An 11,331-nucleotide genomic window follows, 5' to 3' on the forward strand; every position below is an offset into this window, starting at 1 on the left:
CCCNTGTCTCCCCCAATCCCTCATCTCCCCATCTCTCCATTTCTCCATCGAGCGATCGCTCGAAAATATGCTGCAACTGGAATCTGATAGACTTCAATATAAATCCAAACAATAATTGATAAATGTGATAAGAAGGTTAATATCGTCCAAATATATGGCATCCAGGTAATGGGTTCCTTCAGATTAGCAGGAAAATAGTAAGCTACTATGCCAATTAGAGTAGTGGGAAGAATTATAAAAACTGCTGCTGCTAATCCATAACCCCAACCTAATTCCACACCTTCCAACTGGCCTTCTGTCCAACTAAACCCATTCCAACGCCAAGTTAAAGGTGGTTGCCTAGAAGGCATCTTGATTTGCTGTTGCTCTAAGTTGACTGTAAAAATCTCTTGGCAAAAGTCACAAGCCATAGCTTCCATCAATGGCATGTGAGAAATCTTACCTATTCGACAAACTGGGCAGGGGTAAGCTCCATAATAGTCGAAAGATTGGGTTAAGATTTTGGAACTGGGCATAATGAGACAGATGATCCTAAAAAATTGATCTGGTCAATGAGAACTTGGGTAATAATGTATGGCAGTTGTTAATTCCCTGCAATAAGCTTTCGTAAGATGAAGTCAGGAGAATTATATATTTTAACTTCTCAATCCTGGCTTTTTCTTCTGAGGTTATATAACGATTGTGATGTCTAATGACAAGCCCTTCGGGTTCGGGGGTTCGCAATCGACGGGAACCGCCAAGACTGCGACCCCCTCACCGCTTTTTTCGTCTACGCAAATAAGCAACTAGTATAATCAGGACAGGGCGTGATTAGTCTTAATCCCCAGAGTTGTACTGAGTCTATCGCTTTTTTATAGTTTGTGCAGGTCTTGACAAAGCCTACTTTTCATGCTAATTTTACTTCACATAGGTATATTTCTTAAGTTTTCCAGCAAAAAGTCCGCAAATGCTTAACACAAATTCCTACTTTTATTTTTGGTTTAGGGTGGTTCACCGGGGGTGAATTAAGTTTCCTAATGGAAACCGCCCGGTGAACCGCAGAGCAAACTCTGCGGTTTTTGTTTTTTTAAGGAGAATTTCATTGTCATGACTTATTTCATTAGCTGGTTTTATGGCTTTTACTTTTGAGCCCAGAATAAATTCCGGGTAAATAGCGTCATGCCAATGAATCAGAACGCGCCCGGAACTCTTGGTTTCGGGCTTTTTTGTTGTTATTTTGAGAAGCGGAATAGAGGCACAAGGGAGAAATCAATTCAAAATTCAAAATCAAATAACCTCCCCCTATCCCCTACCTCCTCTTTCCCAATAATTAATTTTTCAGGAGAATATAACCATGATTAATGCCAAACTTGCTGCACAAGCCCATCTCAACCACCAGACAATCGTTAAAATCTCGAAAGAAGTCGCTTTCGGCGGTAAAGAACTGGTAATTATCGGCGGGCCCTGCACTGTTGAAAGCTTAGAACAAATGGAGATAGTCGCCCAAAAGCTATCTACTGCATCAGTACATGGGTTGCGTGGCGGTGTCTATAAACCCCGCACATCTCCCTACGCTTTCCAAGGTATGGGAGAGTCAGGATTAGAGATTTTAGCCAGGGTGCGATCGCATTACAATATGCCAGTTGTCACGGAGGTGATGTCAATTTCTCAAATTGAAGTAGTCGCTGCCCACGCTGATATGCTGCAAGTGGGTAGCCGCAATATGCAAAACTTTGATTTGCTCAAAGCTTTGGGACAAGCTGGTAAACCAATACTGCTTAAACGTGGTTTAGCAGCGACTATTGAAGAATTTGTCATGGCTGCTGAATATATCCTCAGCCACGGGAATCCTGATGTGGTGTTGTGCGAAAGAGGTATTCGCAGTTTTGATGATTACACCCGTAACGTCCTAGATTTAGGGGCAGTGGCAGCACTCAAGCAAATAACTCACTTGCCTGTAATTGTAGATCCTTCCCATGCCGTCGGGAAACGGGAGTTGGTCGCACCTGTGGCTAGGGCTGCGATCGCTTGCGGTGCAGATGGATTAATTATTGAATGTCACCCAGAACCAGAAAAGTCTGTTTCTGATGCCCGTCAAGCACTTTCTTTAGAAGATATGGTGCATTTAGTTGCTAGTTTAAAGCCTGTAGCAACAGCTGTTGGGCGTAGTATATCGGATGTTGGGACGGGTTTGGAATCTGCCCCGATTTTTTGGGCTGCTTAAATTTTACACAAGGCGATCGCTTGAATGTCTCAGTCAAAATGTTTCTTTTGGCTTAAGGACAAACAGCGATGCCTACTGCGGTAAACTACGCTTTCGTAAAATAAACTGGTTACTTCAGCTATTTCATTTGTTCTCAAACGTATTTTTACAACACAATCTTTTATATATAAATCTAAGTTATAGTTTTAACAAATAAGACTATTTGATTTTATTCTCCAAGTCGTTTTATCCTGAAATCAGTAGATATTTTAACTTTTACTAAATTGCCCAAAGAAGTTTTAGTATACCGATGTTTCAACTCTGAGAATCTAAAGAAGGACAATAACTAAATGCTAGAGCAGCAGATTGATTGCCCCATCAGACCTAAGACAAGTGCGATGATTATGAAACTTTTTCAAATCACTCTAGTGGTCTTAGTACTTTTGATAAACTTAGCAGTTGCTTTCCCCTCTTGGGCAGAAAGTACGCTTTCTTTAACTAGCAATCCTAACAACTTTCAAGTTGGGCAAAAAGTCATTTGGCTTTACAAGCCCCGCACTGATTCTAGCGATGTCCAAAGAATTCCCGCCGAAATAGTTAAGTTAAGTTCCAAGCAAGTGCAAATCAAGGTTTACAAACATAACAACGAATTTGTCAATCGTTGGGTGAATCCAAACAAGCTTGAGAATTCGACAAAAATTAAATAGTCAGTAGTCATTTGTCCTTTGTAATCACAAATGACAAAGAACAAATGAATACTGACAGCCAACAGAAAAATATTTCACAAATTATTTAGGACTGCTATAGTTAAAACTCTCTTGTGTGGGTTTCGTTTTCATAATTAGGATCTTCAGTACCAAGCAGTTTGTCCCAGAATGTAAAATACAAACCGTAGTGTACTTTATACTTGCGATGATGTATTGAATGATGCATAGAACCAATAAGCCACCTTCCAATCCAGTAACTTTTAGATGAGGAGGGAAATAGTTCAAATCCGAGATGGGTAAACACTGCCCATACTGTCATAGTTATAAGTGCGGCAACTAAGGTGACGAAATGCAGCGGAACTATAAAGCTTACACCTACAAAGAAAAGTGCTTGTACGATCGCTTCTGGTAAGTCGAAGGCAGAAGAACTCCAGGGCGTTGGCTCTCCTGAACGATGGTGTCCATAATGCATCCATCTAAAAATTCGAGGGTGGTGAAAGATCCGATGGATAAAATAAAAGTAAGTATCCTGAAGAATTAGCACTGCAATAAAGCTAACTATTAAATACCACAGTCCGTATTTCCAGATGTCAGCGTATAACAGTGTTGCTCCCAAATTATACTCTGAGATCATAAACGCTCCAGAAATAGCAAAAACTACTGTGGAGATTACTGATAATTCAATATCCTTTTTAATGGAACAACTCATCAACGGTTTCAAACGCAAACTTTTGTTGGCAAGAGACTTCCCTAGAACTAAATAAAAGAGCAAGTATGCTCCCCCAGCAATCAGAAAGTATCGGGCAAGAGTGATACCGAAGAAGAAAAAGCCATAATACCAAAATGAGTGGTTCGTCAATTAGACCCATCCGTAATATTAATTTGGTGAAATGAAAATGCTGATTATGTCCAATTTTTTTGGTCTTAATTACCAAAAATAACCAAATTAAGATTTAATTTGTTAATCGACAAAATCCACTGCTTATTTTACAGCATCGAGTAGTTCAGATAATATATATTAATTTTTATTAACAAAAATTAAACTAATTTTATTGCATAGATATAAATATAAATTATGACTATTTATAAAAAAGGTTATTGATCAATTTAATTTGTAGTAAATAGCTAAATTTTGGAACCAAGTTACAATTTATTTAAATCGTTTGTTTATATTCTATATTTCAACAACAATTGAATTGATTTTTACCCATTGTGTTCTTTAATACCTAAAAAAACTTTTAAATCACTTTTCTCTACGTCTACTTTTTATAAATTAATTTGCTATGGATTTTGTTCTACTTTGCTAAACTCCAGCCCAAGGCTACTGCTACCTCAGTAGCTAATTCTAGAGGATTGAATGGTTTAGCGATCGCACTAATCATTCCCATCTGGGTATAGCGACGGCGATCGGAAGCCTGGATTTTAGCAGTTAACAAAATTACTGGAATCGCTTTGGTTAATGGATTGGCTTGTAACTTTTCAAAGGTTGTGATGCCATCCATCTCTGGCATCATCACATCTAGTAAAATTGCATCTGGTTGGTAAGTCTCAGCTTTAATTATGCCCTCTTGACCGGAACTTGCAGTCATTACTTTCCAGCCTGCGACTGTTTCCAAGCAAATCTTGGCAACTTCTTGAATATACTGCTCGTTATCAACCACTAGAATTTGCTTTGTTGTCATCACTGCTATCCTCTTGTTGGTTCCGAGAAATTCCCTGAAATAACTTCATCACCCGTTGTTCAAATTCCTTGGTAGTCACACGCCCGTTGCTCGAAAATTCTGCATCTGGACTTTGTTGGCTATTTGTAGTTTGCTCGTAACTACTATGAATCATAGAGATGTTGGAAGAGTCTTCTAAATCAGTATTTTGGAAAGTCCTAAATAATGGCAGAGCGATGTAAAAAGTGCTACCTTTACCCAATGTACTTTCAGCCCAGATGCGTCCGCCGTGTTGTTGCATAATGCTCTTGCAAATTGCCAAACCCAAACCAGTCCCATCATGGTTGCGCGAATCTGAAGAGTCAACTTGTTGAAAGCGCTCAAAGATACTCTCAAGTTTCTCTGTTGGGATACCGCGTCCGGTATCTTTGACTGTCAACAAAACCTCATTTCCTTGTTGTTGCGCCTCCAACCAAACCGTAGATCCAACAGACGAGAATTTAATGGCGTTACTCAATAGATTGGTCAATGTTTGGACAATGCGATCGCAATCTGCCAATACTTGGCCAGATTGGGCAGAAACAGATACTTTCACTCCTGCTTTGTCAGCTAAAGGCTGCATGACATTTACTGCTTGAGTAATTAAGTCAACGATATTGCAGATTTCTGGTTCCATCTTTGCCTTACCCGACTCAATCCGCTCAATGTCTAGAATGTCGTTGATTAAACGTACTAGGCGTTCGCTGCTATCAGTCGCAATTTGCAGTAGGCGTTTTCCCTGCTCTGAGTCTGTTGGTAGCAAACCACTGGCTAGCATTCCTAGAGAGCCGTGAATCGAAGTTAAAGGTGTGCGGAGTTCATGACTAACAACAGAGACAAATTCATCTTTCATGCGTTCAATTAGTTTGCGCTCTGTGATATCTCGTAAAATAACCGTATAAAATATTTCCTCAGCCATCTCTATTTTGGAGATGGAAGCCTCCGCTGGAAATTCAGTCCCATCCTTGCGGCGTCCATAGATTTCACGCCGTTCTCCCATCCGACGGGCAACATTGGGAGATTGGCCAAAGTCAACCACATGTTGACGGTGTGCTTGAAAAAAGCGCTGCGGTAAGAGTAAATCAAGCGCCTTGTCCAATCACTTCCTGGGCAGAGTAGCCGAAAATCTTTTCTGCTCCTTGATTAAACAAAGTGATGCTTTGGAACCCGTTAATGGAAATAATTGCATCATCAGCAATATCTAAAATCCGTGCAAATCGGGCTTGAGAGAACCGTAATTCTCCCTGTGTTCGTTGACGTTCATCAAGTTGTGACTGCAACTGTTGATTCACCCGAATTAACTCAGCAGTGCGCTCTGCTACTCTCAATTCCAGTTCGTTGATGGCTTGTAAATTGAGAGATGAGGAAGGCAAAGAAGAATTTACTTCCCTATCTCCCCCTGCTTCCCCTGCCCCTCTGCCCCCCTGCCCCCCTGCCTCCCTACCTCCCTGCACGACACGCTGCCGCAATTTCATCCGTTCTAAGCGATTGACGATCCGGGTTACTAGTTCTGGCCCAACAATGGGCTTACTTACAAAGTCATCAGCACCAACGCTAAACACTTGATTTACCATCTCGGCATCGCTATGCACAGTCAGGAATAGAATGGGTAACTCACACCAGCGCGAATCGTTGCGTACTAATTGGCAAAGTTTTATACCACTTGTATAAGGTAATCCCACATCCAGAATCAGCATATCTGGCGTAACTATTTCCAAGATTTCCCAGAAATGACGCGGATCTTCAAGAGCGATCGCTTTTAGTCCCCAAGGACTAAGTAAGGTTTGTAAAAATGCTTGAATTTGCGGATCGTCATCCACAACCAATATTTTAATTTCTGTATGGAGATCATTTTGCAGCGGTTGTGTGACTGTTTCTAAAACCTGTGGGGTTGGTGATGAAGATATTGCTGCTGCTTCGTTTCCGTCAATTTCCCGACGCAATAACTTTACCCAACTTTTGAGGTTGGTAATCTCAGATTGACTCAGTATTTGACCAGAACTCAGTAACAATTCGATATTGCGTGCCAATTTTGAGCCAAGAGGCAAGCCAAAAGTACCTAAAGATCCCGCCAAGGTATGCGCCTCTTTGGCTGCAAGCGATCGCAAATCGATATTTAAACTATTTTGGTTTAAAGTTGCGATCGCTTCCTCCAGAAGCCTCACCTGCTCGTCTACCCGCCCTTGAAATCGTTGCCAAATTTCCGCAACTGCGATTAATGTTTGCTGTTGTGATTTGAGATTGGGAACCAAAGATTTTTCACGCTCCCCTTCCCCCCTGCCCCCCTGCTCCTCTGCCCCTCTGCTCCTCTTCTCCTCTGCCCCCCTGCCCCTCTTCTCCTCTGCCCCCCTGCCCTTCTCCTCCTCTGCCAGTGGTTTCAGCCGATAGCCAATACCGTAAACTGTTTCAACCAAATCATTGGGCGCTCCTAAAGCTTTGAGTTTGTGTCGTAACCCTTTGATATGGGTGCGAACAGCTTCTTCTTGTGGAGTGTCTTCATAACACCAAAGATGTTCTAAAATCATGCCGCAGCTAAACACTCGGCGAGTATTTCGCAAGAACAGTTCTAACAGAGCATACTCTTTGGGAGTCAGTGGCAGCAGATTTCCAGCATACATCGCTTCACAGCTACTAGGATCTAGTCGCAACCCACCATACTCCAGCACAGGTTGCGAGGTTACGCCTTTACGACGCAACAGTGCCCGAACACGAGCAATTAACTCTTCTGCATCAAAGGGTTTAACTACGTAGTCATCTGCGCCTGCATCTAATCCGATCGCTTTTTCATGACTACTATCGCACCCTGTCAATAACAATATTGGCATTTGCAAATCACTAGACCGGATTTGACGACAAAGACTAATGCCATCCAGCTTGGGCAAGACTACATCTAGGAGAATTAAATCATAATCGTAAGTTTGAATAAAATTCCAAGCAGCATCTCCATCAGTGGCAACTTCAACCGCATAGTTTTGGTTAGTCAAAATGGTGGTGAGTGAATATGCACTTAACTCGTCATCTTCGACAACTAAAATTTTCATGTTAAAAGGTTTCCAAGTTAAAATGGATATCACAGATAACAATTAATAAGCTTAAATGGCAAGTTTAATATAATATCAATACTTAATTTTAAAACATCTTCCAAAAGGTTTATATTTGCAGTTCAAAATCATTAACAAATATCAATATTGATTAATTTTAATTGGATTTTTTAGCTATCTGCTAAGGAGCAGATGGTATGGAGAAAAGAAGCATTTTCCAGACATTACCTTTATACTACCTTACTTACAAGTTTTTCTAGTACAGAGAGGCTCAGATCCCGAACTTTTTCAAGAAGCCGCTCCAGTTCCCCTTCTCCCAATATGGTAGAAGGGGTTAGGGGATGAGGGCAACTCGAAAACCCTTTTAAAATCTCGTTTTCAGCCTTTGGCTGGAAATGCTACTCAAAAGCGGCTCTGCCGCGAGTTCGGGAGGTGGAGCCTCAATTAGGGGCATTCCAAGTCGGAGACTCTTAACGAGATAATTTGCTAAAAGCTTTTTCTAGACTGGCTTTAACCTGAAGTTGACACCAATGGTACAGCTAGCTGTACGCCCCTACAGCCGATTATATGTTGTAAAGATTTTTGGAAATGGTGCTATGTATGTTGATGAGGTCGGAGCAGTGTCTTTCTCTTGCCTTGGTCGTTCGTGCAACTCACCGTAAAAAAGGACTGATAAAACTCTCAATACGCTACAACAGAAAAAAACCCTCTGCTAAATCTGTGAAAAAACGAGTAACACTCACCTTCCCGAAACGCGCCGTGCAAATGCCAGTCACTTACGTACTGGCCAAAGATTTCAACGTCGCCGCCAATATTATCCGCGCCCAAGTTGCCCCAAATCAAATTGGCAAACTGGTAGTGGAATTATCGGGAGACATCGATCAATTAGATGCGGCGATCGAGTGGATGCGATCGCGTAATGTTAATGTTTCTTCGACATTAGGCGAAATTGCGATCGACGAGGATGTATGTGTCCACTGTGGCTTGTGTACTGGGGTTTGTCCTACCGAAGCCCTCACCCTCCAGCCAGAGACGTACAAGTTGACATTCACGCGATCGCGCTGTATCGTCTGCGAACAGTGTATCCCCAGCTGTCCCGTACAGGCAATTTCTACTAACATTTAACAATCTAAAATCCCAAATCCAAGATTGAAGTTAGCCCAACTTAAACACATCCGCCATTACACCACCATCAGCCACCAGCCTACTTTTTGCTGGAGAGTCATAAACTACCAATAGCGAAGGTATACCAGCTACATCCTGAAACAGCGTCATTCCCTCAGCATGATCTTCCCGATTCCCATAAGGAATATCTTGCACAAAATCGGGATTGCTGAAGACATTTTCTCGCAAATTCACACCATTTACCCAGCGATAAACTTGCACGGACCCATCTAAATCCATCGTTGGGCCAGCTAAAATCAACAAGTCTTTATCATCTACATACAAATCCCGAATTCCTAAACCATTCAACCAGATAAAATGCTTTTTATATAACTCCTGCAATTCTCCAATTTGCTTTAGTTTCATCAGTCCAGGGGTAGAATCTTCTAACTCTATTTCCAGTACCATAGCCCAACCCCGCAACACAGGCCCGCGCAAACCCAGAAAGACGCGGTTTTGATAAATACCTATTCCTTCAATATCAAAGCCATTATCCTTTCCGGGAATTGCTGCCTGAATAAACAAGCCTAAATGATCGTCATTTGCTAAAGCTGTCATCAGCACGTTACCCTGATTTGTCACCTCTAATTTAGCGGCATTCAATTGCACATCTGGCTTTTGGGGATGTGGACAAGATGAGAATAGCTTACCGTCTATTAGAGGAATTCGTCCTAAAACGTAACGGTTAGGTTCTGATTCAATTTTTCCGAGCCTTTTCAAGTTTTTGGCATCTGTATTTTCAGGTTTGATTTTTTTGCGTTTGTAGCTGTGAGAACCAACAAACCATAAGTAATTATCAGCGTAAGCCAGTCCTTCTATATCTATTTCTTTGTCTTCTGGTGCAGGTAAACTGAGAAATTCTGCTACTCTAAATTGTTGATGATCTGTAAAATTATCAGTATCAACCAAAGATAAACGCTCAATAGTAGAGATTTCATCTGACCCTAACCATAAATACTTTTGATGTGTTAGCAGCACTGCTGATAAGTCTTCTCTATGTTCTTTAAAGGAATCTACAAAAGTCAATAAAACTTGATTTAGCAAATTTAACTTTGGCATTTTAAATTATATTGAGAGTTGCAAAAATGTTAGCCATGCTATTATAGTATGTGATTTCATGGCATAAATATAGCTGATATCAAGTTGACGGGGTGAACTGCGATTTCAACCTTTGTATAGATATTGCATGTTTATAGAAGAGTATGCAACTATCAATCGTCATAAGCATATCTGCCAATACTCATAACATAAAAAATATGAAAAGTAGATGTAAATTTTTAAATAATGTTGTTATTATGCAAGAACCTCATGAGGTAATCATTCAGACCAATTATGAAATTAGCCACACAACCTACAGTAAAAACTCTCGGTGACTACGCCTACCAAGCGATTGAAAAACACTTTAAGAAAACCTTGAAGTGGGAAAAATCAGTAAAGAAAGATGAAGATCCAGAAGCGCTGCACCAAATGCGAGTGGGAATGCGCCGCCTACGGACAGCGGTAACTCGGTTTGGGATAGCGGTGGATGTGTCGAAACCAATCAGCGATAAAAATATCGGTAAAATAGCCCGTCGTCTTGGTAATCTGCGAGATTTAGACGTACTTAAAGAAAGTTTGGAAAACACTTATAAACCAAACTTACCCCGCAAAGAGCAAGAATCTCTGCAAACAGCTTTTACAGCTTTGGCGAAACAACGTGAAGATGTAGAATCGAGTGTGCAGAAAACATTAAATGATGAATCTTACAAGTCTTTAAAAGATGCATTGGATAAGTGGTTAGAGAAACCCAACTATCAACCTTTGGCATCTATTGCTATTGGGCAAGTGCTACCAGACTTACTTTTACCAGAAGTGAGTAATTTCTTTCTGCATCCGGGTTGGCTAGTTGGGACTGAAGTTGTAGAATCAGAAGTGAAAATCCAGAAAAACTGGAAAGCAAAAAAGATAGAAAAACAACTGACAACAGAAGGTGAAAGTCTTCATAGTTTGCGAAAAGAAGCTAAACGTATACGCTACCAGATGGAGTTATTTACTGACTTATATGGCGAGTCTTACGCAGCTTATATTACAGATGTGAAAAGTATCCAAGAAATTTTGGGTACGATGCAAGATAGTGCCGTTTTAACTGACTGGCTAGCAGATGTATACAAGTCAGAAATTCAGACTGAGTTGCCCACCCTTGCTAATTTGTTAACAGAGAATCGTTACCAGTCGTGGCAGCAATGGCAACCTTTGCAAGAACGGTATCTGAAAACTGAAACCAGACATAGTTTTCATTTAACAATACTGCACCCGCTTTCAGGAGTAATCAGTTAAAAGTTACTTTTGATTGAGAAAGGATTGAACTAACGAAGAGATAATTGATANAAAACTTCTAGAGACAAAAGATAAACACTGCTATGGATAATTTGTAAAATACGGGTTTTTTCGGCGGAATAAAACCTNGAAATTAGTCTAATAGTGGTTTCTAGAATTACTCCCCGCTCAATTTCATTNNNAACAATCCTGCTNNNACAGAGCCATCGAGAATGGCTCTG

10 protein-coding genes are annotated in these 11,331 nt (G+C 40.8%); 4 read left to right on the forward strand and 6 right to left on the reverse strand.

Features of this window, described 5'->3' with window-relative positions; translation table 11 throughout:
• Positions 1 to 20: 20 nt before the first annotated feature.
• Complete coding sequence (locus QUD05_RS17195; RefSeq protein ID WP_094347731.1) at positions 21 to 515, reverse strand: hypothetical protein; 495 nt, start codon at positions 513 to 515, stop codon at positions 21 to 23.
• Positions 516 to 1,333: 818 nt separating this feature from the next.
• Between QUD05_RS17195 and aroF the strand changes: the two genes are divergently transcribed.
• Together aroF and QUD05_RS17205 are read left to right on the forward strand one after the other, a co-directional pair.
• Positions 1,334 to 2,203 carry a 3-deoxy-7-phosphoheptulonate synthase gene (aroF, locus tag QUD05_RS17200; RefSeq protein WP_289797133.1) on the forward strand — a complete coding sequence of 290 codons (870 nt, stop codon included), beginning with the start codon at positions 1,334 to 1,336 and terminating at the stop codon, positions 2,201 to 2,203.
• A gap of 383 nt (positions 2,204 to 2,586) precedes the next feature.
• A complete protein-coding gene (locus QUD05_RS17205) occupies positions 2,587 to 2,889 on the forward strand; it encodes a hypothetical protein (RefSeq protein ID WP_289797134.1) in 303 nt (100 codons plus the stop codon).
• A 100-nt stretch (positions 2,890 to 2,989) separates the two neighbouring features.
• Here QUD05_RS17205 and QUD05_RS17210 read toward each other — a convergent pair whose 3' ends face one another.
• From QUD05_RS17210 to QUD05_RS17225, 4 genes are all read right to left on the reverse strand, one after another.
• Entirely contained in the window at positions 2,990 to 3,748 is a 759-nt protein-coding gene (locus QUD05_RS17210) for a sterol desaturase family protein (RefSeq protein ID WP_289797135.1), read from the reverse strand.
• Between the two features lie 436 nt (positions 3,749 to 4,184).
• Positions 4,185 to 4,571 (reverse strand): response regulator, encoded by a 387-nt coding sequence (locus tag QUD05_RS17215; protein WP_289797136.1) that lies wholly within the window; start codon positions 4,569 to 4,571, stop codon positions 4,185 to 4,187.
• Positions 4,543 to 5,688 carry a sensor histidine kinase gene (locus tag QUD05_RS17220; RefSeq protein ID WP_289797137.1) on the reverse strand — a complete coding sequence of 382 codons (1,146 nt, stop codon included), beginning with the start codon at positions 5,686 to 5,688 and terminating at the stop codon, positions 4,543 to 4,545. Before QUD05_RS17220 ends, QUD05_RS17215 begins: the two co-directional genes overlap by 29 nt.
• Positions 5,672 to 7,630 carry a response regulator gene (locus QUD05_RS17225; RefSeq protein ID WP_289797138.1) on the reverse strand — a complete coding sequence of 653 codons (1,959 nt, stop codon included), beginning with the start codon at positions 7,628 to 7,630 and terminating at the stop codon, positions 5,672 to 5,674. Before QUD05_RS17225 ends, QUD05_RS17220 begins: the two co-directional genes overlap by 17 nt.
• A gap of 720 nt (positions 7,631 to 8,350) precedes the next feature.
• On the opposite strand from QUD05_RS17225, the gene QUD05_RS17230 reads away from it, so the two are divergent.
• Positions 8,351 to 8,755 (forward strand): NIL domain-containing protein, encoded by a 405-nt coding sequence (locus QUD05_RS17230; protein WP_289799991.1) that lies wholly within the window; start codon positions 8,351 to 8,353, stop codon positions 8,753 to 8,755.
• Between the two features lie 30 nt (positions 8,756 to 8,785).
• Here QUD05_RS17230 and QUD05_RS17235 read toward each other — a convergent pair whose 3' ends face one another.
• Positions 8,786 to 9,853: a DUF3616 domain-containing protein gene (locus tag QUD05_RS17235; protein ID WP_289797139.1), complete on the reverse strand. Its 1,068-nt coding sequence runs from the start codon at positions 9,851 to 9,853 to the stop codon at positions 8,786 to 8,788.
• Between the two features lie 273 nt (positions 9,854 to 10,126).
• Here QUD05_RS17235 and QUD05_RS17240 point away from each other — a divergent pair, with 273 nt between their 5' ends.
• Positions 10,127 to 11,110: a CHAD domain-containing protein gene (locus QUD05_RS17240; protein WP_289797140.1), complete on the forward strand. Its 984-nt coding sequence runs from the start codon at positions 10,127 to 10,129 to the stop codon at positions 11,108 to 11,110.
• The last annotated feature ends 221 nt before the right edge of the window (positions 11,111 to 11,331 follow it).

Source organism: Nostoc sp. GT001 (assembly GCF_030382115.1).
Classification (GTDB): Bacteria; Cyanobacteriota; Cyanobacteriia; order Cyanobacteriales; family Nostocaceae; genus Nostoc.

Excerpts from the sequence above, each read along its gene's own strand:
- QUD05_RS17195 (WP_094347731.1), bottom strand. The coding sequence starts at position 515 with ATGCCCAGTTCCAAAATCTTAACCCAATCTTTCGACTATTATGGAGCT.
- aroF (WP_289797133.1), top strand. The coding sequence starts at position 1,334 with ATGATTAATGCCAAACTTGCTGCACAAGCCCATCTCAACCACCAGACA.
- QUD05_RS17205 (WP_289797134.1), top strand. The coding sequence starts at position 2,587 with ATGAAACTTTTTCAAATCACTCTAGTGGTCTTAGTACTTTTGATAAAC.
- QUD05_RS17215 (WP_289797136.1), bottom strand. The coding sequence starts at position 4,571 with ATGACAACAAAGCAAATTCTAGTGGTTGATAACGAGCAGTATATTCAA.
- QUD05_RS17225 (WP_289797138.1), bottom strand. The coding sequence starts at position 7,630 with ATGAAAATTTTAGTTGTCGAAGATGACGAGTTAAGTGCATATTCACTC.
- QUD05_RS17235 (WP_289797139.1), bottom strand. The coding sequence starts at position 9,853 with ATGCCAAAGTTAAATTTGCTAAATCAAGTTTTATTGACTTTTGTAGAT.
- QUD05_RS17240 (WP_289797140.1), top strand. The coding sequence starts at position 10,127 with ATGAAATTAGCCACACAACCTACAGTAAAAACTCTCGGTGACTACGCC.